The organism is Ruegeria sp. F12 (assembly GCF_056533885.1).
Map to the genome: position 1 here is coordinate 29,780 of NZ_JBQFOV010000014.1, position 25,957 is coordinate 55,736.

General features: G+C 55.9%; 27 protein-coding genes. 11 read left to right on the plus strand and 16 right to left on the minus strand.

The genetic code is table 11. The features are described from left to right. Positions 1-16 precede the first annotated feature (16 nt). From ACR0CA_RS16840 to ACR0CA_RS16870, 7 genes are all read right to left on the minus strand, one after another. A complete protein-coding gene (locus tag ACR0CA_RS16840) occupies positions 17-916 on the minus strand; it encodes a c-type cytochrome (protein WP_152460777.1) in 900 nt (299 codons plus the stop codon). A 9-nt stretch (positions 917-925) separates the two neighbouring features. Then, on the minus strand, positions 926-1,477 hold the full coding sequence (locus ACR0CA_RS16845; protein ID WP_152460778.1) for a c-type cytochrome: 552 nt from the start codon (positions 1,475-1,477) through the stop codon (positions 926-928). 60 nt (positions 1,478-1,537) lie between these two features. Then, positions 1,538-1,690, minus strand: a complete 153-nt coding sequence (locus ACR0CA_RS16850; RefSeq protein ID WP_171126942.1) for a hypothetical protein — start codon at positions 1,688-1,690, stop codon at positions 1,538-1,540. 183 nt (positions 1,691-1,873) lie between these two features. Further along, positions 1,874-2,323, minus strand: coding sequence for a c-type cytochrome (locus ACR0CA_RS16855; RefSeq protein WP_152460780.1), 450 nt, complete (start codon positions 2,321-2,323; stop codon positions 1,874-1,876). 67 nt (positions 2,324-2,390) lie between these two features. Then, positions 2,391-2,981, minus strand: coding sequence for a L,D-transpeptidase (locus ACR0CA_RS16860; RefSeq protein ID WP_152460781.1), 591 nt, complete (start codon positions 2,979-2,981; stop codon positions 2,391-2,393). A 26-nt stretch (positions 2,982-3,007) separates the two neighbouring features. Beyond that, positions 3,008-3,502: a hypothetical protein gene (locus ACR0CA_RS16865; protein WP_172978564.1), complete on the minus strand. Its 495-nt coding sequence runs from the start codon at positions 3,500-3,502 to the stop codon at positions 3,008-3,010. A gap of 113 nt (positions 3,503-3,615) precedes the next feature. Beyond that, complete coding sequence (locus tag ACR0CA_RS16870) at positions 3,616-4,269, minus strand: L,D-transpeptidase (RefSeq protein ID WP_152460783.1); 654 nt, start codon at positions 4,267-4,269, stop codon at positions 3,616-3,618. Between the two features lie 374 nt (positions 4,270-4,643). Between ACR0CA_RS16870 and ACR0CA_RS16875 the strand changes: the two genes are divergently transcribed. The 3 genes from ACR0CA_RS16875 to ACR0CA_RS16885 all read left to right on the plus strand — a co-directional run bounded on the left by ACR0CA_RS16875 (position 4,644) and on the right by ACR0CA_RS16885 (position 7,382). Beyond that, positions 4,644-4,955, plus strand: a complete 312-nt coding sequence (locus ACR0CA_RS16875) for a DUF2933 domain-containing protein (protein ID WP_170602095.1) — start codon at positions 4,644-4,646, stop codon at positions 4,953-4,955. Positions 4,956-4,964: 9 nt separating this feature from the next. Further along, positions 4,965-5,168, plus strand: a complete 204-nt coding sequence (locus ACR0CA_RS16880) for a hypothetical protein (protein ID WP_170602093.1) — start codon at positions 4,965-4,967, stop codon at positions 5,166-5,168. A 117-nt stretch (positions 5,169-5,285) separates the two neighbouring features. Further along, on the plus strand, positions 5,286-7,382 hold the full coding sequence (locus ACR0CA_RS16885) for a protein-disulfide reductase DsbD family protein (RefSeq protein ID WP_152460785.1): 2,097 nt from the start codon (positions 5,286-5,288) through the stop codon (positions 7,380-7,382). A 9-nt stretch (positions 7,383-7,391) separates the two neighbouring features. On the opposite strand, the gene ACR0CA_RS16890 is transcribed toward ACR0CA_RS16885, so the two are convergent. The 5 genes from ACR0CA_RS16890 to ACR0CA_RS16910 form a co-directional block, all read right to left on the minus strand. Then, positions 7,392-7,850 carry an ATPase gene (locus ACR0CA_RS16890; RefSeq protein ID WP_152460786.1) on the minus strand — a complete coding sequence of 153 codons (459 nt, stop codon included), beginning with the start codon at positions 7,848-7,850 and terminating at the stop codon, positions 7,392-7,394. Between the two features lie 115 nt (positions 7,851-7,965). Further along, the gene (gene ccmI / locus ACR0CA_RS16895) at positions 7,966-9,114 is read right to left on the minus strand and encodes a c-type cytochrome biogenesis protein CcmI (RefSeq protein ID WP_152460787.1); all 1,149 of its coding nucleotides are present in this window, start codon (positions 9,112-9,114) and stop codon (positions 7,966-7,968) included. After that, positions 9,111-9,599 (minus strand): cytochrome c-type biogenesis protein, encoded by a 489-nt coding sequence (locus ACR0CA_RS16900; protein ID WP_170602091.1) that lies wholly within the window; start codon positions 9,597-9,599, stop codon positions 9,111-9,113. The genes ccmI and ACR0CA_RS16900 overlap by 4 nt, the downstream gene beginning before the upstream one ends. Next, positions 9,596-10,165, minus strand: coding sequence for a DsbE family thiol:disulfide interchange protein (locus tag ACR0CA_RS16905; protein WP_152460789.1), 570 nt, complete (start codon positions 10,163-10,165; stop codon positions 9,596-9,598). The genes ACR0CA_RS16900 and ACR0CA_RS16905 overlap by 4 nt, the downstream gene beginning before the upstream one ends. A 4-nt stretch (positions 10,166-10,169) precedes the next feature. Then, positions 10,170-12,164: a heme lyase CcmF/NrfE family subunit gene (locus ACR0CA_RS16910; RefSeq protein WP_152460790.1), complete on the minus strand. Its 1,995-nt coding sequence runs from the start codon at positions 12,162-12,164 to the stop codon at positions 10,170-10,172. A 237-nt stretch (positions 12,165-12,401) separates the two neighbouring features. Between ACR0CA_RS16910 and ACR0CA_RS16915 the strand changes: the two genes are divergently transcribed. Continuing rightward, on the plus strand, positions 12,402-13,511 hold the full coding sequence (locus ACR0CA_RS16915; RefSeq protein ID WP_152460791.1) for a transporter: 1,110 nt from the start codon (positions 12,402-12,404) through the stop codon (positions 13,509-13,511). A 4-nt stretch (positions 13,512-13,515) separates the two neighbouring features. Here ACR0CA_RS16915 and ACR0CA_RS16920 read toward each other — a convergent pair whose 3' ends face one another. After that, complete coding sequence (locus ACR0CA_RS16920; protein WP_152460792.1) at positions 13,516-14,181, minus strand: hypothetical protein; 666 nt, start codon at positions 14,179-14,181, stop codon at positions 13,516-13,518. Positions 14,182-14,411: 230 nt separating this feature from the next. On the opposite strand from ACR0CA_RS16920, the gene ACR0CA_RS16925 reads away from it, so the two are divergent. Further along, positions 14,412-15,467: a tyrosine-type recombinase/integrase gene (locus ACR0CA_RS16925; RefSeq protein ID WP_170417862.1), complete on the plus strand. Its 1,056-nt coding sequence runs from the start codon at positions 14,412-14,414 to the stop codon at positions 15,465-15,467. Between the two features lie 54 nt (positions 15,468-15,521). Here the strand turns inward: ACR0CA_RS16925 and ACR0CA_RS16930 are convergent, their stop codons facing one another. Both ACR0CA_RS16930 and ACR0CA_RS16935 read right to left on the minus strand, forming a co-directional pair. After that, the gene (locus ACR0CA_RS16930; RefSeq protein WP_170417859.1) at positions 15,522-15,866 is read right to left on the minus strand and encodes a type II toxin-antitoxin system RelE/ParE family toxin; all 345 of its coding nucleotides are present in this window, start codon (positions 15,864-15,866) and stop codon (positions 15,522-15,524) included. Further along, the gene (locus ACR0CA_RS16935) at positions 15,863-16,120 is read right to left on the minus strand and encodes a type II toxin-antitoxin system ParD family antitoxin (protein ID WP_170417856.1); all 258 of its coding nucleotides are present in this window, start codon (positions 16,118-16,120) and stop codon (positions 15,863-15,865) included. Before ACR0CA_RS16935 ends, ACR0CA_RS16930 begins: the two co-directional genes overlap by 4 nt. Positions 16,121-16,956: 836 nt before the next feature. Here ACR0CA_RS16935 and repA point away from each other — a divergent pair. The 5 genes from repA to ACR0CA_RS16960 all read left to right on the plus strand — a co-directional run bounded on the left by repA (position 16,957) and on the right by ACR0CA_RS16960 (position 23,597). Beyond that, positions 16,957-18,141 (plus strand): plasmid partitioning protein RepA, encoded by a 1,185-nt coding sequence (gene repA / locus ACR0CA_RS16940; protein ID WP_170417853.1) that lies wholly within the window; start codon positions 16,957-16,959, stop codon positions 18,139-18,141. Beyond that, positions 18,141-19,109 carry a plasmid partitioning protein RepB gene (gene repB, locus ACR0CA_RS16945; RefSeq protein ID WP_170417850.1) on the plus strand — a complete coding sequence of 323 codons (969 nt, stop codon included), beginning with the start codon at positions 18,141-18,143 and terminating at the stop codon, positions 19,107-19,109. The genes repA and repB overlap by 1 nt, the downstream gene beginning before the upstream one ends. Positions 19,110-19,286: 177 nt before the next feature. Then, positions 19,287-20,342: a helix-turn-helix domain-containing protein gene (locus tag ACR0CA_RS16950; RefSeq protein WP_170417847.1), complete on the plus strand. Its 1,056-nt coding sequence runs from the start codon at positions 19,287-19,289 to the stop codon at positions 20,340-20,342. A 154-nt stretch (positions 20,343-20,496) separates the two neighbouring features. Next, on the plus strand, positions 20,497-21,606 hold the full coding sequence (locus ACR0CA_RS16955; protein WP_170417844.1) for a Fic family protein: 1,110 nt from the start codon (positions 20,497-20,499) through the stop codon (positions 21,604-21,606). A 329-nt stretch (positions 21,607-21,935) separates the two neighbouring features. Beyond that, complete coding sequence (locus ACR0CA_RS16960) at positions 21,936-23,597, plus strand: caspase family protein (protein WP_170417841.1); 1,662 nt, start codon at positions 21,936-21,938, stop codon at positions 23,595-23,597. A gap of 122 nt (positions 23,598-23,719) precedes the next feature. Here ACR0CA_RS16960 and ACR0CA_RS16965 read toward each other — a convergent pair whose 3' ends face one another. Continuing rightward, positions 23,720-24,352: a tyrosine-type recombinase/integrase gene (locus ACR0CA_RS16965; RefSeq protein WP_093037018.1), complete on the minus strand. Its 633-nt coding sequence runs from the start codon at positions 24,350-24,352 to the stop codon at positions 23,720-23,722. A 520-nt stretch (positions 24,353-24,872) separates the two neighbouring features. On the opposite strand from ACR0CA_RS16965, the gene ACR0CA_RS16970 reads away from it, so the two are divergent. Continuing rightward, complete coding sequence (locus ACR0CA_RS16970; protein WP_170417838.1) at positions 24,873-25,931, plus strand: ABC transporter substrate-binding protein; 1,059 nt, start codon at positions 24,873-24,875, stop codon at positions 25,929-25,931. The last annotated feature ends 26 nt before the right edge of the window (positions 25,932-25,957 follow it).

Sequence of the window (25,957 nt, forward strand, 5' to 3'; positions counted from 1 at the left end):
TTGATCTCTCACTGGATTATCCCCCCTCGTGCACATCCAGCAGATAGGTCGCCATTGCCTTCCGGTCATCGTCTGTCAGAAAACTGGTGCCATAGTTTACAACCTCTCCCATGGCCCCGCCGAAGACATCGCCATCAGGCATGACGCCGGTGCGCAAGGCGTAAGCCAGATCATCAACCGTCCAACCACGCATTTGCAGGGTCTCAAAGTCGATAGCCGGTGCCTTGTCACCGCCCGGCAGAGAGTCACTTCCTTTGAAGTGTTCCGTGTCCGAATTTCTTGCGCCAGCCAGGTTCCTCCCGGTGTGGCAGGCCGCACAATGCGTGGCACCTTCGACCAGTAGCCGACCCCGGTTCCACACTTCGTCATTGCCCGGCACGGGATCAGTGCGGGGTGGTTCCAGAAAAGCCGCGCGCCACAGCTTCAGGCCCCATCTCTGATTGAAGGGGAACGCCATTTCCTGCTCTTTTGACGGTTCCGCTACCGGTGCAACCGTTTGCCAGGCGGCCCAGAGATCGGCGATATCCTGATCCGTGAAATTGGCATAGAACGGATAAGGAAAGGCCGGGTAGTAGGGTTGTCCGCCGGGTGACACGCCTTGACGCACAGCGCGAGCAAACTCCTCGATTGTCCAGTCACCGATCCCGTGGTCAGGATCTGTGGTCAGGTTCGGCGAAAAGAGCGTGCCGAACGGGGTATCCAACTCCACCCCACCGGCCAAGGGCGCGCCCCCTTTGGCAAAATCTGTGTGGCAAGCGATACAGCCACTTGCCCTTGCCAGATAAGCCCCGCGGTTAACGTCACCCTGAATGTCGAGAGCTTGTAAGGGCTGGCCAATTGGCCAAGCCATCACGGCAACAAGTCCCGCTGACGCCGTTACGGCGGCAGCAAGGCCCAATCGGAATATCGGTCTCATGACGCATTCCTATTCCGACCGAAATTGCGTGTGACATGCCGAGCATGTCTGGCTCAGCATCATGAACACACCATCTGCCGGCATTTCAGAAAGTTGTGCCTGGTTTGAACTGCCGCCCATCATTCCGGCACCCATCATGGATGCGCCGCCCATCATGCCCGAACCATGGCCCGACCCGGACATCATCAACCCGTTGTCCGCCGCAAGCGCAAGGCCTTCAGAGTAGGTTTCCAACTGTCTGGCTAACTCTGCAAATGAACCCCAATCCTGCCAGATCTCCGATTTGGCCTCCGAGGGTTTGCCATCAGATCCCTCTGGAAACAGCTTTGTCATGCTCTCGCCAGCGTGACGCCCGATTTTCTTGGCCTCGCTTCGTACCGTTTGCGCATTGTAGGGCGTTTTCCCCTGCATCATCGGCGTAAGGATCTTCATGCTGTCCTTCATCGCGGACATACCATCCATGCGTTCTTTGACGATGCCGGTTGCGCCACCATGCGCCAGGGCGGCGGCTGCGAACAGAGAAACCAGGGCAACGCCTGTGGTCATTTTTAGAATGTTCATTGTTTTGTCCTTGTCGTCTGCTTCGACGCGCCCAGGTTGAGCGCAATTCGACTGGTCAGATCAGGACACGCGGCGGCGGTGGGTCAAACGCCGCGATACCGAGAACCCGGTATTGGGCTCGAGGGATCGAGTATCTTTGTTCAGTATCTTGGGGGCCAGGCGGTGGTGGACCCATCGAAAATAGACCAACAGCGTTGCAAATCGTTCCGCCATGACAATGTCCGGGATGACCCTGCTTGACATGCTCAACGTCCGCAGAGTCCGATTGGTCAATCACGTGCTGTGAACCACTGCCATGTGCATGAGCAGAATCGGCCGTCACAAGCAGCCCGCCAATGGCCAGCACCATTGACAGTATGATGTAACGAATTGCACTGCCCATTCGGCTCGTCACCTTCAGAAAATCCCGTTTTCCTGCTGCAACTCTCTTATGTACGCCACGATGCCTTTCACATCCGCACGGGTCAAGCCATCGACCGGCGGCATATTGCCGAACTTCCAATGGTGTGCCCGAACTCCATTCTGGACTGCCACATAAAATGACTCGTCCGAATGGTGGCTTGGTTCATAGATTTTATGCACCAAAGGTGGTGCAAGGCCTTCCAGACCCGTTGCATTCGCGCCATGGCACGCCGAGCATTTGGCGTCGAATGCCACTTTGCCGACGGCCGCAAATTCGCTTAGCTGGTCCGGCAGATTGACGTTTTCAATTGGGTCTCCTGGCTCCAGTGCTGACGTATCGGGCGGCGTCATCGAGTGACCTGTTGGTTGCTGATTTAAGTTGTAGACGAACGCGGCGGCGCCTGCGACCACTACTCCGCCTATCAAGAGTGTAAGTTTATCCATCTCTGTTCTTCACATGATTGTCAGTTCTTAGGTTCAACGCGCGCAAAAAAAGTCGGCCTGACCAAGGTCAGATCAGTTTTACCTGAGTGCCCACAGTGGCCAGTTCGAACAATTCCGCAATCTGCTCGTTGTATAAACCAATGCAGCCGTTGGAGGATCTTCTCCCGATCTTGCGCGTGTCGTTGGTGCCGTGGATGCGGTAGTATTGCCAGCTCAAATAGAGCGCATGTGTCCCCAGAGGGTTCTCAGGACCCGGGCCTACATAGTCAGGCCATGCTGGATTGCGCTGTTTCATTGCCGGCGTTGGTCGCCAAGATGGCCCTTCGACCTTGCGAATAACTGTGGTGTAGCCCAGCCTTGTAAGGTCTTCCGTGAGCGGTACGCTGGTTGGATACATCCGATAGACGCTTTCGTCTTCTGACCAATATTGCAGGACCTTGGACTGTGTATCGGACAGGATTACCCCGTTTTTCAAGGTATCAAAGTGGTCCTGCCATTTAGCAACGCGGAATGAGGAAACATTGCGGCGCGTCCCCTCAGTTGCCGTTGATTGGGCCCAAACGGCCGGTGCTGGAAAAAGCGTCGTCGCAGCAAACGCGGCAATCACTCCACGTCGCGTAACAACCTTTCCTTCTTTGCTCCGTTTCATGCCTGCCATCCCAAAGTTTATTCTTTTTTTCCGACTCAAATAACTCGTATGCCCGGTTCCTGCGCTGGAAGGTCAACACGCAAATGACATTTCATATGGGATGCCTCGTCTGAATTGTTGTTGCCGTCGGCGCAGGAATATTTCCTTAGAAGGCGGACCCAAATCATCAAGTCATTGTGGAAAAGCAATTTTTCTTGGACGTAATTCCAGGCTGCTTTAAGCAAAACCTGACTTTCTTGAATCAACCGAGCACAAAAAAGCAACGCTAACAATTGCTTAGTTCTTGGTGAATTGATGTGATCACCCGTCGATGCGAGGGTATCAGGTACTACAAATGACAAACACAGTGGACTAAACACCATGTGCTTCAAGAAAGCTTTCCAAGCACTGGCCGCACTTATGCTCGTCGGCGCCTGCACCGAAACAACGTCGATATCTGCAGAAAGCGAGCCCGGAACGCTTTCCCGAGTTCCTGACGCCGTTGCCCAGATCGCTGCTCCGGGCCAGGACCTGAACGCCGTTAAAATCATGCCTGAGGACGGTTGCTATTGGTATCGCTACGTGGGGCCGGTTGAAACAACCTACCTGCCACTCAGGACTATTGAAGGGCGCCCAATCTGTACGCGCGCCTGACAAGCGCCTATCAGCTGGTCGCGGTCAGAAGGCGCTCGGGAGGGTAGAGATGAGCCGTGGACCCTGGCCTGACACGATCATAAAGCCCGATGATATGTGGCATCGCCATCCTTACGCAGCCAGAACTTGCGCGACCTCCGATAGATCTTGGATAAGGCGTTCCGTGAATTCGCAGGTATGTGTCGCGACCACCTTCGAACAGATAAAACGCCCTTGATCCCAATGGGTTTGTCGGCCCACCGGGCACACCATCTGCGAATTGCGCATATTCATCAGGGTCGCGTTCAATCATTTCGGCTGTAGGAGTCCAACGCGGCCATTTGGCCTTTCGCTTGATTGTGTAGACACCGGGCTCGTAAAGATTGCCTCGGGCAATGGCTACGCCGTAACGCATTGCTGTGCCACCGTCTTCGATGAAATACAGATATCGTGCCACCGCGTCGACATGAATGTCACCCGGAATAAGTGGTCGATTGGTTTGCACACGCTGAGGCAGGAAACGTGGGTGTAACCCCCAGGGATTGGATGTTGCGGGATCAAAATTGGCTGGCGTTACTTGCGCATCCCACTCCGACCATTGCGAGGCCGCCGCCGACGTCACTCCAAAAACCGGCTGAGAGAAAATGGCGAGCGAACTTGCAACAAAATGTCGTCTGGTCAGCATTTATAGCGCTCCTGTTGCCTGGTTGGTGTCTGGAGTTAGTACCCAGGGGATTAGACAATCCGCGACGGGGGAAGATTTGTCCATTCAATTATTCGTTCGATACCGCTTCGACCCACCCGCGAGTTTTCAAGGCATAAAGTAACCTAGGCAGCTTCGTGTTTAACCTGAAACTTCACCAAGCGTCGGGACGACAATGCCTGCTGTTCATACCCCTAAAATCTTCCCTGTTCCGGCCGTGTCTATGCACCAAGTAAGGCCCAAGCAAATGCTGGACTGGTTTGACAGCGTCAAATTCGCTTCGCGCCAAAACAGCTTGACCTTCCATCGTGGGAAGGCGTTAGCAGAGGTCTCCAATCCGAATTTTGGAGTTGAATGTGAAAGAAAATCAGATTGCAGACGCGCCGCAGGCGTCAACACCGGTTAGCGGCGGCAAGATCCTGAAATGGGGCATGATGGTATGTTGCATTGCCATGATAACGCCGATCGTTCTCTACTTCATCGCCGGCGGGACGGTTGGCGGGCTTTCTGAATCCTTGGGTCTTTTCGCACCGTTGATCCTGTGCCTCGGAGCCCATTTCTTTATGCACAAGGCGATGGGAAAATCCTGTCATTCGAACAAATCTGAATCGGAAAGACCAAAGGCAACAGACGCCGCGGTCGGACCGAACCCAGTACACCGGCAATAATCTTCAATCATGAAGCTTTGGTGCTCAAGGTTGGCCGCCATGTCGCTGGCCGCTCTTTCGCTGGCGGCTTGCGCACCACGCCCTAAACTATGCCCGCTGCAACCGCCGCAGCCTGAATACGCCCTGCCCCAAGGTTGCCGGGTTCAATGGGAGGGCGCGGATGGCGGGGCCTATTTCATCTGCGAAGACGGGCGCGAAGGTTTCGTGAGCTGATCGTGGGGATGTGACATTCCGGCTCGTTGACCCTCCAGCGCTGGAATCTGGCAGAGACGGGTGCAAAACAACCGATGGCAACGCGCAATGGCAAGAACACTCCTAAATTTATGTATTATGATCTTGGGGTTAATCTTTGGCCAGACTTCCGCCGGGACAAGCCTTGCAGCTACATCCCAAGCGTATGAATCAGAGCCCCTGATCGCACACATAATTACCGCGCAGGACGGGATCGCGCCTGACGTCAAGACGATCACTGCAGGACTGCATCTGAAACTGGGCGAAGATTGGAAAACCTACTGGAAATCGCCTGGTGAGGTGGGAATTCCGCCCAAGATCACTTGGAACGGCTCGCAAAACGTCAGCGACGTACAGTTTCACTGGCCCGCGCCGATCCGTTTTCGCGCCTTCGGGATCGAGAATTTCGGGTACAAGGACGAAGTGGTCTTTCCGCTGACCGTCACACTCGAGAACCCCGGAGCGCCAGTTGACTTGAAGGCCGCTGTGACAACGCTGATCTGTTCCGATATCTGTGTGCCGGTCGAGTTTTCGCTGGACTTGTCGCTGACTCAGGGAACGGGTCGGGATCAGGACTCGGCCCGGCTTATAAATGCCTTTCTGTCGCGGGTGCCAACCACGGGAAACACAAGCGGAATGAAGTCCGACGCTGCGACTCTGGATACCGAGTCCGAGATGCTGACGCTGAATTTCACCAGCGACCTGCCCTTTGATGCGCCTGATGTCTTTCCCGACATGGGACGTGATACCGCGTTTGGTGCACCCGACATCCGGCTCGCTGGCGACAGGCGTCAGCTATGGGTGCAATTCCCGGTCCTCGCTCTGGCACAGGCCCCCCCCTCCTTGTCCGTCACGGTTACCGACACCAACCGCGTGGCCGAGTTTTCGCCCCGTACCGACGCTCCCCCTACCCCGCCACCATATGAGATCGCGGCCGCCGAAACTTCAGCCAGCGCGCTGGTCTGGATCATTTTGCTGGCGGTGGGCGGCGGGTTGATTCTGAATGTCATGCCCTGCGTACTGCCAGTGCTTTCGATCAAGCTTTCCTCGGCGGTAAAGGCTCGCGACCGCTCTGCGGCTCAGATTCGCGCCGGGTTCCTGGCTTCGGCAGCCGGAATCCTGACATTCATGTGGCTGTTGGCGGCTATCACCATTGCGGCGCGGTCGCTGGGCTATTCCGTCGGCTGGGGCATCCAGTTCCAGAATCCGCTTTTCCTTGCGGTGATGATCGTGGTGCTGGCGGTTTTTGCAGCCAGCCTCGCGGGCCTGTTCGAGATCACGCTGCCGCAGTCGCTGAACACCCGGCTGGCCCATGTCGAAAAGGGCCGCGTGTCGCTGGTCGGGGATTTCCTGACCGGAACTTTTTCAGCAGTTCTGGCGACGCCCTGCTCGGCCCCCTTCCTCGGCACGGCGGTGGCCTTTGCCTTGACCGGCCGACCGGTGGATATCGTGGCGATCTTCACCGCAATGGGGGTTGGGCTGGCCATTCCTTACTTGCTGGTTGCAGTACACCCGAAACTCACCGCCGCTCTGCCTAAACCGGGGCGTTGGATGGTGGGATTAAAATGGGCCCTGTCGGCGGCACTGCTGACCACGATCGGCTGGTTGGTCTGGGTGATGGTCGGGGTGGCCGGAGACACTGCTGCAACTGCTACCGTGCTGGCTGCAACTGTGCTGGTCCTGTTGATCTGGAAAAGTACGATGATGCCACCCGTTCTGCGCTGGACAGCCCTGTTGCTGACGCTGACCGCAGCGTTTGCTGCACCGGTTGTGATTGCCGGCAAAGACCGGTCCAAGCTGCTTGAGCCAGCCGGAGAGATCCCATGGATTACCTTCAGCCGCTCCGAAATCGCCCGCCTTGTTTCGCGCGGCGAGGTGGTTTTCGTCGATGTCACAGCCGATTGGTGTTTGACCTGCAAGGCCAACAAAGCGCTGGTTCTGGAACGCGGCGAGGTTCTGGCAACACTGCAATCGGACAAAGCAATTCCGATGCAGGCCGACTGGACCCGCCCCGACGATGTGATCGCCCGGTTCCTTGAGGACAATGGCCGGTTCGGGATCCCCTTCAACATCGTCTACGGCCCGTCGGCCCCCGAAGGCATCGCCCTGCCAGAGATCTTGACCACGAACGCCATTCTCGGCGCGATGGAACAGGCCGCGCCGATTGCGGGCGGAGCTGTGGAAAGCGGATCCTGACCCCGGAGTTCACATATCCCGGATGCGATTGCTCTGCTGCGCCAAACGCATGGTCTCGTGCTCTTCCATATCCAGTAGTGCTTGAAGGAGTTCGCGTGCCTCGGGTATCTCGGCACGCCCTTGCAAATACCGATATAAATCGATCACCTGATTGTGAAGATCGAAGACCGCTTCGCAGATCTCATCGACGCTCATCTGTGCGAACGGTCTGTCGCAGGTGCGATGTGGGTCGATCGGCTCATGGCCCAAATAGTCATATACCCACGTGTTGAGCGCTTTGGGATCGGCTCGTTTCACGAAGCCATCGATGATTTTCTCCAAAGCAGCCTCATGGTCGGCGAGGTAGGTAAGCAACATCCTGACCAGTTCCTGCTCGGACTGTGTCGAACAGTGGGCCAAACATTCAGCGAGCCAATGATGCATTTCCCGCGTCCAGACAATTAGATCAGAAAACGTTTCAACTTTCATGGTCTCAACCTCCTAAAGATCGGCATGCGAAAGCCTAAACCGGCATTTTCCAGATGCTCACTGGGCATCGAAGCGCAAAGTCGGCGCCGGCCCGACCCACGCCAGGCTGCGGGATTCAACCCCCCAGTTCCAGCAATGCCCGGTCGATTGCCACCTTGCGCGGATCCTCCTGCGGCAGGTCATCCGCCAGATCCCTTGCCCTGCCATAGGCGTTCCGGGCGCCGTCGGTCTCGCCCAGCACCGAATAGGCGTTGCCCAGCCGCATCCAGCCGTCCAGATCGCCTGGGTTTTCCTGCATCCGGCTCGCCAGCCGTTCGACCATCGAGCGGATGAAGGCCTGCCGATCTTCGTCGGACATCTCCTCGGCCGTCGCCACTTGATCGGCAGTTGGGCCGGGCATGGAAGGGGCAAAAGCCGCCAGATCCACCGGCGCCCGTCCGATCGACGGGGCGATGCGGTTAAGCTGGGCCACAAAACTCTCCATCCATGGCCGGAACTCCTCTTCGGCGTCGATCCGTGTCTTCAGTAGATCATAGGCCTCATCAGGCGATCCAGCCTGCTCCAGACCAACGGCTTTGTAGAATGTCGCTGCTGGGTTCGATGGGTCCAGTTCCAAGGCTCGTTCAAACGCCCGATCGGCCTTGGGCGTAACGACACCGTCATCGGCATAGACCAACGCCTCGCCATATTGCGACACCAGCGCTGAATTCGCATTGGGTCGGTCCAGCAACCCCTCGAACGCGTCTGCGGCATCTCCAAAGCGTCCCATACGCATATAGGTCTGAGCCAACAACACCCATCCCTCGGTTGGTCCGCCGGTTTCATCCGCCTCGAGCCGCGACTTCAGGCGCACGGCAAGGTCGGCGATTTCACGGGCTTCCGCCTGCTCCCCCTCGCGTTGGGCAAATGGCTGGCTGGGGATGTCGGGATTACCCAGTTGCCAATAAAGACCGGCTCCGAGTGCTGGAACTGCCAGCGCGGCAAGTAGAATCAGTGCACGCCCGGAATGGCCCATCATCGCTTTGTCGTCCGATTGCCGGTCAATCGCCTTCAGGCGACGTTCTATCTCGGCTCTGGCGGCCTTGGCTTCTTCGGCCGAGATAATTCCTCGTTCAAGGTCCTTCTCAACTTCGCCGATCTGGTCGGAAAAGATGGCAGAGGCGCTTTCGCGTCTCGACAAGTCCGAGGTCTTGCGCCCCATACCGGAGAGGGCGAGCGTCAGAAACACCGCCGCGGCCATGAATGAAAAGATAATCCAGATCATGCGCGCGGCTCCGTGAGTGAATGGTTTTCGGGATTCCGTTCTTCGCTCGCGCCGCGTTCCGTCTCTTGTTTTCGCGACTTCCGATATCGGCGCGCATTTTGGGTCAATACCGCTGCAGTCGCGATACCACCCAGCCCCAGGATGACGATAGGCGCAACCCACAGAATGTAAGTTGATGGCTTCCATGGCGGGTTGAACAGAACATAGTCGCCATAACGCGCAACCAGAAAATCCATAACCTGCTGGTCCGAGTCACCTGCCACCAGCCGTTCGCGCACAAGCAGACGAAGGTCGCGCGCCACCCCGGCGTTGGAACTGTCGATGTCTTGGTTCTGGCACACCACGCAGCGCACCTGTTTTGAAATCGCCCGGGCCCGCTCTTCCAAAACCGGATCTACAAGTATCTCGTCGGGCTCAACCGCGAATGCCGGCTGCGACACCAGCGTCGCCAGAGTGACTGCGGTAATTACAATTCGACGTATCATGACGCCTCTCCTCCGACCGCCCGCGCCTGATCCAGCGCGGTGCGCATCTTTGAAATTGCCTCGTCGCCCAGCACCGGGCCGACAAAACGGAATACGACCTTGCCCGCGCCATCAATCACAAAGGTCTCCGGTACGCCGGAAATCCCCCATTCGATCCCGGCTCGGCCGTCCAGGTCGGAACCGATGCGCTCATAAGGGTTGCCCAGATCGTCGAGCCATTTCCGCGCGCCCTGCGGCTTGTCTTTGTAGTTAATGCCCATCAGGCGAATGCCCTCATCGCGCACCATACGCGTCAGCACCGCATGTTCGGCCCGGCAGGGCACGCACCAGGACGCAAACACGTTGACCACGATCGGAACTGACCCGTCATTTTCCACCAGATCGGTACTGGACAGCCCGTGGGTATCCAGCCCATCGACCGGCGGCAAGTCGAACTCAGGCACCGGCTGCGAGATCAAAACAGACGGGATTTCGTTTGGATCGCGATCGGGATTCAGTCCCCATAGCAGGAAGGCACCCAGGATGCCGGCAATCGTAATTGGGAACAGTGCAAATAGACGTTTCATTGCCCTACTCCGCCGCCACCGGAATGGAGCCCTGCCCAGTCCGTTTTCGTGGTGCACCGACGCGTAGACGCCGATCGGTGAGTGACAAGACCCCACCCAATGCCAACAATCCTGAACCTATCCAGATCCAGACCACCAATGGCTCATACAAGATACGCAGGGTCCATTTGCTCTGTTCTGATTCCGCCGCCGGTTCCGATATCGAGGCGTAAAGGTCCCCTGCCAACGTCGTTCGAATTGCCGACTCGGTCGTACTGGTACCCGCCACGAGATAGGCCCTGCGCTCGGGTTGAAGCGTGGTGACATAAGCGCCATCGCGAAATACCGTCAGTGTGGCCGTGCGAGACAGATAGTTCGGACCGCGAAGCTGTTCCACACCGTCAAAACGCACGTCGAACCCTGCTATCTCAATCTGTGTTCCGGGCTCGGCAAAAGTCACGACCTCGGATTTCCAAGCGCTGGACCCGATAAAGCCGATCATACAGACAGCCAACCCCGCATGGGCCACGACCATGCCGTAATGAGAACGCGGTAGGTTGCGGGCCCGACGCAGGGACTCGGCCAACGGCGCCTCACCCAATTTAATTCGGCTGGCCCACTCTGTCAGCACAGCGCCCAGCAACCAAACCGCAAGGCCGATCGACACTACCGCCAAGGCTGGGCCGCCGGTATCCAGATACCACACAAGCAACGCTACGAGCAGGCTAACCCCGGCCACCCATTTGAGCCGGCCCAGAACACCGCGCAAATCCGCCCGCTTCCATGACAACAGCGGCCCAATCCCCATTACAACGACCAGAACCAGCATGATCGGCACGAAACTGGCGTTGTAATAAGGTGGTCCAACCGAAATCTTTTCACCTGTCACAGCCTCAAGCAAAAGCGGATAAAGCGTACCGAATAGAACCGTCGCCGTTGCGGTGGCCAGCAGCAGGTTGTTAATAAGCAAACCGGCCTCGCGGCTGATCGGGGCAAAAAGACCGCCGCCCTCCATCTCCGGTGCGCGTATGGCAAACAGCGTCAATGAACCACCGATCGCGACAGCCAACAGCGCCAAGATGTAAATGCCGCGTTCGGGATCGACCGAAAACGCATGGACCGATGTAAGCAAGCCTGAGCGGACAATGAATGTCCCCAACAAGGACAACGAGAAGGTCAAAACGGCCAGTAGGATCGTCCAACTTTTGAAGCTGCCGCGCTTTTCGGTCACAATGGCCGAATGGAACAGCGCTGTGCCAGCAAGCCAGGGCATAAACGAGACATTCTCGACCGGATCCCAGAACCACCAGCCGCCCCAACCCAGTTCGTAATAGGCCCACCAGCTGCCCAGAACGATACCAAGTGTAAGAAACACCCAGGCCGCCAATGTCCAGGGTCGGACCCACCGCGCCCATGCCGGATCGACCCGCCCCTCAATCAGGGCAGCCACGGCGAAAGAAAATACGATCGAGAAGCCGACATAACCCAGGTATAGGAACGGCGGGTGCATAGCCAGGCCGACATCCTGCAACAGCGGATTTAAATCCTGACCATCCAGCGGTGCCGGAAACACCCGGTCGAACGGGTTCGAGGTGAACAGCATGAATGACAGGAACCCCGCACTGATCCAGGCCTGCACTGCCAGAGTGCGCGCCTTGAGTTTCAGCGGGATGTTCCGAGCCAACAGAGACACACCCAGCCCGAAAATCACCAATATCAGAATCCACAACAGCAGCGACCCTTCGTGGCTACCCCAGGTCGCAGCCACCTTGAAAAGCATCGGTTTCAGCGAATGAGAATTGCTGGCCACATTTAGCACAGTGAAATCGCTGACCACGAAGGACCACATTAGAGCGGCGAAGGCGATAGCAACCAGCGCTGTCAGCAGGACCGAGGTCGCAGATGCCGATCGCATCCACATGACATTGTTCCGGGCTGCTCCAATCAAGGGTAATACGCTTTGCACCAAGGACACGGCCAGGGCAAGCGCCAGGGCGAACTGCCCGATTTCCGGTATCATTCCAATCCCTCCGGATTTCCGGTTTTGCGGCCTTGTCCGACAATCCAGCGCTGGAGGGTCAAGCGCATTATTGCCGCACCCCCCTCCGGCTGATGCATTCTTGACGAGCGCAAGTCTGGCCGGTGGCCTTGACCTTCCAGCGCTGGAGACCCCCACCATTCCGGCTTCACCAATGGGCGTACCGAACATTTTGTTTTCAGGACACGGATTCAGGAAACAAACGAACACGAGGGCAAAATGACACGGAACAACAGCAAGATTTTGTGCGTCTGGCAACGCCTCCAGGCCGTAATGCTGGCTGGGGGGCTGAGCCTCGGGTCACCTGCCATGGCCCAACCTGAAAACCGTCCGGCTGACAACGTGGCGATGAACTCGCAAGCCTCCAGCAACATGTCAGGTATGGGAAGCATGTCCACGATGATGCGCCCCGACGCGGTACCGCCAACGGGTGTCGTTGGCGGTATGCATCCGCCTGAGGGTGTTTTGATGCCGGTGTTCTCTTACATGAACATGGAGATGAACGGAAATCGTACCGGAACGCAGTCGCTGTCTACCTCGGACGTGCTGTCGCAGTATCCGATCGCGCCGCTCAGCATGAGCATGAACATGGCGATGGTCGGCCTGATGTACGGTGTGACCGACGAAATCTCAGTGATGGCGATGCTGCCCTATACACGTAAGACGATGAAGCACCAGACCCGCATGGGCCAGACCTTTAAGACCAAGGCACAGGGGTTTGGCGATCTGAAGATCATCGGCGGATATGATATCTACAAATCCAACGGGCAGGTGCTGGAACTATCTCTTGGCCTCAGTCTGCCGACCGGCTCGATAGACGAGACCGACACCACACCGGCCGGGCCGGACCAGCTGTTGCCCTACCCCATGCAACTGGGTTCAGGCACTTACGACCTGCTGCCGGGCGTCACCTATACGGGCCAGAACGCGGATTGGTCGTGGGGCGCCCAGCTGGCCGCCATGATCCGGATGGGTGAGAATGATGCCGGTTACACCTTGGGCAACGTCTATTCAGCAACAGTTTGGGGTGCACGGCGCTGGAATGATCAGTTCAGCTCTTCGTTGCGGGTGGTCGGCGACATCGTCAAAAACATTGACGGGTCGGATGCACGCCTGAACCCAGGCATGGTGCCCACCGCCGATCCGACCCTGCGCGGCGGACAGTTTCTGAGCATCGGAATCGGAGTGAATTACCTTGTGTCGGGATCGGGCGTTTTGGCGGGCACGCGTCTGGGTATCGAGGGCGTGATCCCGGCGTATCAAGATCTGGATGGGCCCCAGCTTGAACGCGATTACACAGTCTCCTTCGCGATACGCAGGGCGTTCTGACCCTTCAGCCCCAAACCGACTGTAAACGGACAATCAGCGCCGCCGCGGTGGTCAGAACGACCACTGACACCGCCATCAGTAGAAGGGCCAATATCACAGGTCCGCCGCGCCCGGGTACGCGACGTGCCAGTTGGGCCGCAAATCCAGTACCGTGGGCGATCTGGCTCTGAACAACGGATAGGTACAGTGGCAGCGCTCCGACCAGCGTGGCGTACAGGTAAACGCCTGAGATGTTCTCGAAGTAGGCGGAGCGCACCAGCGTCGGACCGACTACCCGCAACGCCACTACGGGATCACCGCCGAAAGACCCGAACCAGTCCGCCGAAAGCGCGTAGATCAGCGCATGCAGCCCGATGAACAGGACGGCCCGAAGCAGCAGGTCAATCAGCAGATACCGGGCCGGGATGGCCCATTTGCCCCGCGCCCTTACCCCAACTGCGAAAAGAAAAAAGCTGAGATAATTTACGAGGAACACGACCGGCAACCCGTTCGTCACCACCTGGCGCAAAAACCGAACAAACGCGGGACCACTGTTCAGGAGGTGCGTCGCAAAGCCCGGCGTGCGCAAAACGAAGATGGCCAACAGCGGAAACAACGCGAGGCAACTGACGATCAGCGTGTTTCTGGCAAACTTCCAGAAAGGCAATTCAGTGGCAAAATATCTGTTCATTTCATTTAGTTTGCCAACGGTTCCAGCGCAATGTCGATGCCAAATGGGTCACAGACCTGCCACAGAACCTTCGATTATATTATTCCGCAAGCCCTCGACCCGCCTTACGCGCAAAAATAGACCGTTTTGATCGTTACTTTTGGCGCACTCATAAATCACAATCACATCTGATAAGTATCCCTTATCAAGTATAATTGATTTTGCGGGAAAATGGGCGCAGAGTGGGCCGTATGAGCACCCCTGAGCCCTATCTCCCCGCCCCCTCCCCTGCCCTGTCGCAGTCTGACCAGGACGCCCTGACCGATCTCTATGTCCGCGGCACACCCGCCAACACGCTCAGGGCCTATGAGCGCGATTTGCTCTATGTAACGGCCTGGAAGGCAGCACGGTTCGGAGTGCCGTTGGACTGGCCCGAGAGCGAGGCCACAGCGCTGGCCTTCATTCTCGATCACGCCCGCGATCTGGGAGATGCCGCGCCCGAGGATGTCGCGCGTCAGAGTGCCGAGATGTTGATCGCGCAAGGGCTACGCAAGTCCCTCGCCTGCCCGGCCCCTTCTACGCTGGACCGGCGCATCGCCTCCTGGCTGGCCTTTCATCGAATGAAGAACCTGACCAGCCCTTTTGATGCGCCGCAGGTGAAGCAGGCCCGTGCCAAGGCGCGCCGCGCCGCCGCCCGGCCCCCTGCCCCAAAATCGCAGCAACCGATTACCCGCGATGTGCTCGAGCAGTTGCTGTCCACTTGTCGGGGGTCCCGGCGGGATTGCCGCGACCGCGCCATCTTGATGCTGGGTTGGGCTTCGGGTGGTAGACGGCGCTCGGAGATCACCGGGTTGATGTTTGAAGACGTCTCGCTGAAGGAGTTCGACGAGAAAAGCCTGGTTTGGATTTCACTGCTGGAGACCAAGACGACAACCAAAGGTGAAACGCCGCGGCTGGTGTTGAAAGGCCGCGCAGCCCAAGCGCTGGCCCATTGGATCGAGGTGGGTGAGATTCAGGACGGCCCCTTGTTCCGGCCTGTTTCAAAAGCCGATCGGGTGTTAACCCGCCGCCTCAGCCCGGATGCCATCGCGCAGATCGTCAAGCGTCGGGCGAAACTGGCGGGCCTGCCGGACGGGTTCGCTTCCCCCCATGGGCTGCGCTCGGGCTTCCTGACCCAGGCCGCGCTGGACGGCGCCCCGATCCAGGCCGCGATGCGCCTCTCCCTGCATCGCTCCATGGCCCAGGCGCAGAAATACTACGACGATGTGGACATCGCGGATAACCCGGCGACTGATCTACTGGGGTGAGTAGTTACTGACTATTTAATAATCCCCGCTTGAGGGAAACTCCGGCTGCTGTGCCTATGTCTTGTTTCCTGTCGCATCTGTTAACGTGGCCAGCGCGGAAACATGTCGCGGCAGATCGCAACGGGAATGCAGGATATCAACAATGATCACCGCGTCCGGCTGATCCAGATAAACCAGGAAATGCTCTCCTGCGCGCACATATCTGAGATCCGCCGCCTCTTCGACCAATATAGAACAACTTCGGCTGGCCACCCTGCCCTCTGTGATGGCCTGACAGCGCGCTATTAGTTCTTGTTCATAAAGATCGGCTTGATGCGATCCAAACTTGTCGATGGTCCATCGGGCAATTTCCACCAGGCTGGATTCAGCGCGGCGTGTCAGTCGAAAGGGTCTGGTCACGCCTTGGCTCGTGCCCTTGCAAAGGCACGACGGATCGCATCCGAACCCCTGCCTTCTGCCAAATCTCCGGCCTGAGCCTGCGCTACACCCTCCTGCAAGCCTTGTTTGAGAGACTCCAGCCCCGCTTCTTCCCGCTCCAAAAGCCGAAGGCCGGCGCGCAACGCTTCACTGGCGTTCTGATATCGACCGGACGCAACCAGATTCTGCACCAGTTGATCCTGCGATTCTGTAAGTACAACATTGCGGGTTACCATGGCGTAAGCCTCCTTTTTGGCAATATATGCCAACGAGACCGTCTGTTCAACGATTGAGGAGCCCAAAATCACTAATTCGAGCAAGCTGGTTTTATGGACGCTAATGGGACGTGAACACACGGATCATGTCTGTGATCCCATATGAATCCAATGACGGTAGAGACTTGCGTCAAAAGCCGCGCCGCGCAAGCACAGCTGCACTGGATCGAGGACAGTTCCGTGTTCCGTCGCAACTTACAGGCGCACAATTCCCGAAACCCCGCCCTCACGGTATGCCATTTCTTGGGCAATTGGCGAGCGGCTGACTCTAGCCGGAATGTTCGCGTGTTTTCCTCTGCGCACGGGCTGAGCTCGGTGTATCTGACCCAGATCGCCATGCCATTCTCACCGCATCGTACTCCCGTACTGGCGCAGAAGTATTGTTACGAAGTTGGTATCGCAGAAAACTCGATAACGAAATTGTTGGTGAGAGAATTTGACCAATCAGCTCAACTAGCTCCCTGCCCTTCCCAATTGCGCAATTTGCGCCAAAAGCCGTTCGGCCTTCACTCCAACTCCATGCTAGAGGCGTTCTACTCAAAGCGGAGCATAGGGAGGAGTTTTACAGGAATGCCTTCGCATGCCTACGTTAGAACTTCATCGACTGAAAGAACCCATGATCCCGCTCAACCGAGTTTACAACTGTAAACCACCCTGCTCTGATGCAAAGCGTATGTAGTCCTCCGCGTTGGAAAACCTACAATATAGGCGAAAATCCTTGACTTAGTGCTATGAATCACGGCTGTTTATCTCAAGTGGCGCAAAAATGACCACATTCTTTAATTTGAGGCAACTACATGATTCCCGTGACACCACTTGCGGCAGAAAGACCATCGGCACTCGCCACGGAAATATCTGAGAGATTAAACTCGGCTATCCGGGAACATCTACTTGCTGCATTTGCCCCCGACAACACCAAATCACTGCGAAATTTTGCAGCGCCAGAAGCTGCTGAACTCTTAGGAGTCTCAGGTCAATTCATGCGCAAAGTCCACGCAGAGGGAACGATTCCTGAACCGAATGACGTACGCAGCGGTAGGCGTTACTATACTGCCCAAGAACTTTGGGAGGCTCGCGAAACGCTTGAGAAAACCTCACGCAAAAAAGGGCGCTATGTCCCTCGCCGGACTGAAGGAGAAAAGCTCCAAGTCTGGCAGTTGATGAACTTCAAAGGCGGCAGCAGTAAGAGCACCACAACAATTCACTTGGCTCACTATTTTGCGCTTCGCGGTTACCGTGTGCTGGCTGTTGATCTGGATCCTCAAGGCTCTCTTACATCCATGTGCGGCATAAGCCCCGAAATAGAGTTTGACGGGCTGACGATTTACGATGCTATTCGATATGAAGATCCGGTAGATATGGCGGACGTCGTGCTTCCGACGTACTTCCCCGGTCTCTCTGTGGCTCCGTCACGGCTTGTTCTTTCCGAATTTGAGACAGAATCTGCCGTTCACTCCAACCCAGACCATCCGTTCTTTACAAGAATACGGAATGCCCTGGCCCAGGTGGAAGGAGATTTTGACCTTGTTCTGATTGATAGCCCACCTCAGCTAGGATTCTTGACAATTGCTGGGATGGCGGCCGCCAGTTCATTGCTTGTGCCACTTACACCTTCGATGCTGGACGTGTCTTCGACGGCTCAATTTCTCGAACTCGCTGGTGCTTACATGGCAGTCATTGAAGATGCCGGCGCTACGCTCGAATACGACAACTTCAAATTCCTGATAACGCGTGACGAGCCAACAGACGTACCGTCTCAACAACTGGCTTCGTTCATGCGGGCACTGTTTCAGGATCGCGTTATGTCAGCCACAGCCCTCAAAAGCACCGCGGTCAGTGACGCCACAATGCTCAAACAATCAATTTACGAAGTCGTGCGGTCAGAAATGACACGCGCAACTTATGATCGGGCAAAGAACTCAATGGATGCGATCGGCTCTGAGGTAGAGCAAATGATCCATCAAGCATGGGGACGCAGCTAATGGCTAGAAAGTCGCTTCAGGAGATGTCGGGGATCGCAAACACCATCGCGCGCTCTGGCCCCAAGGCCATCGATAAAACTCCAAAACCCAATGCCCCTGCTCTTGGTGCGCTTCAGGGCTCTCTTGCCGCAATCAGGGAAATTGACCCTGCTCTGATCGACGACTGGGGGCCTGCCGATAGGCTCGGTGAGTTTACAGCTGTAAACATTGACGAAGAAGACGATAGTTTTGAAAGCTTGATGTCGAGTATACAAGACGGTGGCCAACAAGTTCCCATTCTTGTCAGAAGATCGAAATCCGACGGTCGATACGAGGCAATTTATGGACGGAGGAGGCTCAAAGCCTGTCGTGAACTTGGTATTAAAGTCCGCGCCAATGTTCAGGATATCGACGATGCTTCAGCGCTTCTCGCCAAAGGGCTTGAGAATGCTGCGAGGCGCAATCTTTCCTTCTACGAGAAAGCACGTTTCGCCGAGGCGATCCTGACTTCCGGGCATGACACGGCAACGGTGCGGCAAGTATTGAACGTTTCGAAATCAGGGCTGTCTCACCTGACAAAAATTACGCAACATGTTCCTGCAAAGATTGGTGACATGATCGGCGCAGCCCCAAAATCAGGCCGCCCAAAATGGACCGTGCTTGCAGAGCACTTCGTTGCAGGCAAGCTAGCGGAAGATGAAGCTGCAAATCTTCTTGCAACCATTGAGCCATCGATGTCGTCAGATGATCGGCTGGAAATGCTCCTAAAAGCAGCTGCCAAACGCGGTGCAAGACAAAGAGAAGGTGCAGCCGAACTCAACCCAATCGAAGGCGTTACAATCAAATCTACCAACGGATCACTAACTGTTTCGGTCAAAAGGACCGGAGCTAACGCTGGCTTCGCTAGCTGGTTGGACGAAAACATGGCTGAAATCATTAAGCGCTCACACGCTGAGTTTACAGCTGTAAACGCCAAGAAAAAGAACTGAGGACGAGCAGAAAGGAGGAAGGCAAACAAACAAAACCCCCGAAACCGGAGCTTCGAGGGCTGCTGCGCAAAGCGCAATTCTTAGATTAGACACCTAGAATCTAGCAGCACCCGAATCGCCACACAAGAAAAAACGCTCTTGAGCGAACGGGTAATTTTTGTCTGCCGATAGATAATCATGAAAACACTAACAGCATTGGCTCCAATTGGAGCGACCTTGTCGGGAACGGCAGGGCAGGGGAACAGTACGCCCAAAAAATGGATACTTCTTCGCGCCGTTGAAGAGGCCAGAGAACCTCTTGGGTTAAAATCCACAACTCTCAATGTCCTGAGAGCGATGGTTTCCTTTATGGGCGGTGATCAGATTGCTGCGGACCAGGATGATCATCACATCTGTTTCGCGTCCAACGCGGCGATAGCCAAACGAACTCATGTCAGCGTGCAGACAGTTGAGCGTCATATCTCGACGCTGGTGGACCTTGGACTTATCCGCCGCGTCATGAGCGCAAACGGTAAGCGATGGGCGCGCCGGGATCGCCAGGGCAGGGTGGTCACCGCAACTGGGCTCTCCTTGATGCCTTTGTCTGAACGGCACGCTGAGTTCATTCAGGAAGCCCAGAGGCATGCTGATCGCGTTCTCGAGTTCACTGTACTCCGTGACAAAGTTTCCGCCGCTCTGGCGCGCCTTAAGGAACTCGTAGCAAATGACACCGCGATCTCTGATTTGGTGACCACCGTACGCAATGCTCTGCGTCGCAAACCAGATGCGAATGTACTCAGCGAGCTGTTGGCAGAAATCTCTGTGGAAATCTCCGAGATAACACAGACTGATACAGAAAATTTGAGGGCCAGTGACAGTGAAATTGAGGGGCACAAAGAGGACTCTTTGAATCCGGAAGTTAAGAAAGAAAAGCTTTCTCAGATTCAGGTTTCTCCAGACCAAATGGAGCGCAGTTTTCCACGGCTATGCTCAGAACTACGCTTTGCAAAAGATCAGCACCACTGTGATCGGCTTATGGATGATATCGCCGAGTATCTACGGCTTGGCCAAACCTGGTATGCAATGAAATCAACTTTTGGCCCAGCTATTCGCTTCATTGTTCTCGGATACATCTTTCAACGTGCTGAGAACATACAATCTCCAGGGGCTTACCTGATTTCGTTGCTGGCCAAGATCGAAAAGGGCGAATTGTCTCCAAAGGCAATGCTCTCGCGGACATCCAATGCTACGTAAATTTGGGGAAACAGGATGAAATTTACCGTTTTCAGATTACACCTCCAAGTGATGACTGGATCGAAGGGTCTGAAAAAGGTGAGCTATAGGATTGACCTCTATAAATCACGCAACCATAAATAGTGAGTTATAGAAAGGAAGCTTATACCTCACGATGTGGAACTGGCAGAACCCTGACTGGCCTACCTTTCGTTACGACGCCGCAAGACTCGAACCATACGAGCAACAGTTCCTGTTGTCCTCAGGGGAAGTTCTTGGAGCGGTTCATCATGTGAACACATCGGATCGAGATCAATTGCGTATCGACCTGCTAAGCGAAGAAGCAATGAAGACCAGCGCGATCGAAGGTGAGATGCTGGATCGTCTCAGCGTGCAATCTTCCTTGCGCCGACATCTTGGACTGGCTCCCGACAGCTATCCATCCAAACCGCGCGAGCAGGGCGTTTCTGAAATGATGGTGGATGTTTATTCCAACTATTCGGAACCACTGTCACACGACACCCTGTTTCGGTGGCATGACATGCTTCTGTCCCATGACAGGCATCTGGAAACGATTGGATCATACCGGAGCCATGAGGATGCGATGCAAATCGTCTCAGGCAGGCTCGACCGCCCAACGGTGCATTTCGAAGCTCCACCTTCACATCAGGTTCCGGCTGAAATGGACCAGTTCGTAGCCTGGTTCAACCGGACCGCACCGGATGGTCCCGAACCATTGCGCGCACTGATCCGGGCCGGTTTGAGCCATCTGTATTTCGAGAGCATTCATCCCTTTGAGGACGGCAATGGCCGGTTGGGTAGGGCGCTGGCTGAAAAGTCCTTGGCCCAGAATATCGGTCAGCCAAGTCTGATTGCCCTTGCTTTCACGATCGAGCGAGAGCGGAAGGCTTACTACGACCAACTCGAACGCCATCAAAAGACGCTGGAAGTCACACCGTGGCTCGTCTGGTTTGCCGAAACTGTCCTTACAGCACAGCAGGTGACGCTTGAGCGGGTTGGTTTCTTTATTTCCAAGACGCACTTCTATGATCGGTACCGTGATCAGTTCAACACTCGCCAAAGCAAGGTAATCGCCCGTTTGTTCAAGGCTGGGCCGGATGGGTTCACAGGGGGATTGAGCGCTGAGAACTATATCTCGATCACGGGAACATCGCGCGCCACAGCAACGCGGGATCTCCAGAACCTGGTAGAGAAGGGCGCTTTGATCCGAACGGGTGAACTCCGGTACACGCGATATTGGTTAAAGCTAGATCGGGACGGGTAGGGGGCTGAAGTACGGCACGAAGCGCGGGAAGTGGAAGTTCGCTGCAGTCGCTACGCATGCTCGCAGGAAATGCGGAAGCTGACGTTTAGATAGCTTCCCAAGCGAGCATCTTTCTGTCCCGCCGCAAGGCGGCTCCGAGTTCGTACTTCATATGAATGGTCCATGCCGAAACTGGCGCAATGGGCGGGAAACGAACCTTCGTCGTGTCAATCCCGAACTCCGCTATGCGGCCTAAGCCGAGCTAGAGCTTGTCCACGCCGGTCATATTGATTGAATTCCGAAAGTGTGGAAACGTTCATATGGTAGACGCGTTAACGGCGATATTTCACATGAAGCGTATCCTGTTCTCAGTTGTGTTTTGTTTTCTGCCTGCGATGGTGCTGGCGGACAAAGTTGCCTTGGTAATTGGCAATGCGAACTACCAACATGTCAGCAATCTCAAAAACCCGTCGAATGATGCGATCGACATTGCAGAGGCATTGCGCAGGATCGGGTTTGAGGTCACAACAGGTCTTGATCTGGATTACCGCGACATGCGCCTTGCCATACGTGACTTTGGAGAAAAGGCAAAAAACGCCGAGTCGGTCATCGTATACTTCGCCGGCCACGGCATCGAGTTGGACAACACGAACTTCCTGATCCCTGTCAGTGCGGAACTGCGGAGCGACCGTGACATCGAACTCGAGGCAATCCGCCTCAACACATTGATTAGCTCCATCGCGGGCGCACCCGGCTTGAAGATCGTGTTGGTTGACGCCTGCCGCAACAATCCATTCCTCGCGACTATGGAGCGCACAAACAGCACCCGCTCAATTGGACGCGGACTTGCACGTATCGATCCGGGAGGTGTGTTGGTTGGATATGCTGCAAGGAGCGGAACGCTGGCGCTTGACGGCGATGGCCGCAACAGCCCCTATGCTCAGGCTCTGCTCAACCACATCGAGGAACCCGGACTTGAGATTGGCAAGTTGTTTCGGCGAGTCCGCGACAGGGTTTACACTCTGACAGAAGGCTATCAGGAGCCATTTACTTATGGCTCGCTTCCCGCCAGAGACATTTTTCTTGTTCCAGATGCGGCTGCAGGCTCGACGCCAGAGGAAGAAATTGAGCGTGTCGAAGACCAGATTTATGCGGACTTTGAACTTGCGCGTTCGCTCGGAAGGCTTGATGCGATCGAGATGTTTCTGGAGCGATACGAAGGCGAAAGGGATCATTTTGCAGTCGCGCTCGCCCTTTCGTTGCGGGACGACTTGCTTGCTGAGCACCAGAAGGACGAAGTGCCGGGCAACAGTAGTACTGCGCGAGACAAAGTAGCAGCTCTTGTGCCGACATCGCCTCAAAGCGCGAAGGATGATACAGAGACGCGCAGCCTGATCCGTGATATACAAACTGAGCTAAATCGCGTTGGCTGCAGCGCTGGCACAGCGGACGGTGTTGCGGGCCCACGCACGAGATCTGCTTTCTCTCGGTATATCAGCGCTAGAGAGAATCTTGGACTGACGCCTGAGAGCCTCGAGACCAGTGAAACTCTTGCCGCACTTCGAGGAGAGCAAGGAAGAGTCTGTAATCAGTTGGTCGCGCCGTCTTTCGCGACTTTTGATGGTGACTACATTGTCTTAATCAGACGCAGATGGGACGATGATTATTGGCAAACAACCAGTCGGCCCGACAAGGCCTATTTCCCCGGAAAAATCGAGCCACTTGCAGCCTTGCGCATCAATCGCAATGGAGACAAGCTGACCTTGCTATCTGCCCAAGGCTTTGCGGCCGAAGGGCCTTGGTTTAGGGACTTCACTGGCAAATTCGATGACTCCGGTCAGTTGAAATTGCGCTTCACATTGAGTTCGCATTTCGGGCAGGCGACACCCTATAAGGTCAATATAAGCGTCAAACTGCCCGAAGGACTTTCGCCAGGAAGAAGGCTTGTCTACGAGCCGCGCAGGATTGACGGGCAGTTTTTTCTGAATTTTCTAATACGCCGTGTCAGTTGAAACTTTAAAGCGATGTCCTTGCCTGCTCCGCAAGAAGACCGTCGCTCTGGGCTCCTCGTCGCTGTTCGCCGCAGATTTCGCCAAGGTCTTGTTTGGGCCGTCCGCGAAGACGGCCCAAGTTGTTAGATTTCAATGGCCTCTGCGATCGCAAGCGCATCTTCCAGCTCAACACCGAGATACCGGACGGTGCTGTCCATCTTGGTGTGCCCAAGTAGCAGCTGGACCGCCCGCAGGTTGCCGGTCTTCTTGTAGATCTGTGTGACTTTTGTCCTCCGCATCGAATGCGTTCCGTATGCACTGGCCTCCAGACCGATCGACGTGACCCAATCCCGGACGATCCGGGCGTACTGGCGTGTCGAGATGTGCAAGCGTTCATGGAAACGACCCGGCCATAGGTACTCCGAGCCGACCATGAGCTCATCTTCCATCCACTTTTCAACCGAGGCGCGTGTGCCTTCGGAGATTTCAAAACGAACCGGCTTCTGCGTTTTGCTTTGCAACACCGAAGCTCGTTCCTTGATCTGGCCGGACGCCATCACGTCGACGACTTTCATCTTCACGAGATCGCAGCCACGCAGTTTGCTGTCGATTGCCATATTGAACAGCGCCAGGTCCCGATGGTTCTCGGCGAGTTCAAGTCGAACACGGATTGCCCAGACGTGTTTTGGTTTCAGTGGCCGTTTTTGCCCAACGATGCGCCCTTTGTTCCAAGCCGGGCGAAGCGCACGAATGGCCGGTAAGTTTGGTGTTTCCATGACTGATCCTCCGATCCGCCATGCCCTCCCACAACGACAACCTGACGTTGACGATGCCTCCATATCACGGGATGCTGCGTCGCATCCGAGGTCGGGGCTGAGCCCAAATTGACCAATTCTGTCGTCAGGATCAATTGGCGCATACTGTCAAGAAGCTGCCACTCAAATTCGCGGATCAACGCAAAGCGAGTGAGAGTTTGCGGTCCGCACGTTCCACCAAATGCTTCAATCGGTGGCAGTTAACTTCGGGTCAGACGAAGATCGCTTCAGACGCCATATGTGCAAGATCGAACCCAGATGAATGCTGCACCAATGCGCGAATTGCGAGATTTTCCAGGCTCTGATGCTCAGGAAACGGGAGTGTGAATCCTACGGGGCAAAAGAATCCTTGACCAATTCCAACATCAGCTCTAGTAAAACTGAAATGACGTTTTGCTAGATGAAACGATTGCGAATGATTATGTGGAGCCGCGCATGTCGCGAAGCCACAAACCAACCAACAGTTCGGGAGGAGCCTGACATGATGAAAGATAACCAAAAACTGAAGCTCACCACGGCGCTAGTGGCAGGTGGCCTGGCCATTGCTTCGCCTGCCTTTGCCGAGGGAGAGGTCGTGTTTGCGTCCTGGGGAGGCTCGTTTCAGGATGCCTTGCGCTCAGCCATGCTGGAACCTGCCGCTGGTGCGCTGAATATCACTGTCAAGGAAGATACGACAAACGGCATTCAGGACGTGCGCGCGCAGATCACGGCGGGTGCCGTTGCATGGGACGTTACAGAACAGGATTTGCCTTCGTGTGAAACCCTGAGCCGGGAAGGCAGCCTTGAGCCGATCGACTATTCGATTGTTGACACCACAGGCATTCCGAAAGAGCTGATCCATGACAATTACATCGGCTTCATCAACTTCACCAAGGTGATTGCCTATCGCAAGGATGCATTTGGCGACAATGGCCCGTCCAATTGGGCAGAGTTCTGGGATCTGGAAAACTTCCCCGGCAAGCGCGGTATGCACGGCAAGGTGAACTATAACCTCGAAGCCGCGCTCATGGCGGATGGTGTGCCGATGGCCGAGATCTATGACACGTTGGCCACGAATGAGGGCAAGGCGCGCGCATGGGACAAGCTGGGTGAGATTGCCCCCGAAGTTACCGTTTGGTATCGCGGCGGGTCGCAATCGGCGCAGTTGCTGCGTGACGGCGAAGTGGACGTGATCCATATGGGCCATAACCGCGTAGAAAGCGTGATCGCGTCGGGCATTGATGTGGCCTATGCCTTTGATGGCGGCACGATGGACGTGGACTGCTTGTTGGTTCCCAAGGGGGCTCCGAATAAAGACAACGCGATGCGCCTTATCAACGAATTGCTGAGCGCCGAAGCACAGGCGAGGCTGGCGGTGACCATGCCGTTGGGTCCGGTGAATTCGGGTGCCTTCGGCACCGGGATAATCTCGGATGAGATGGCAGTGAAGGTCAACACACATCCCGACAACTATGGCAAGCAGCTTCTGGTCGATCCGAACTTTTACATCGGCCAGCTGGGCGAGTTGACCGAAGAGTTTGACACGCTGATCCAACAGTAAAAAATATCTGGGCGCGGCACATCTTG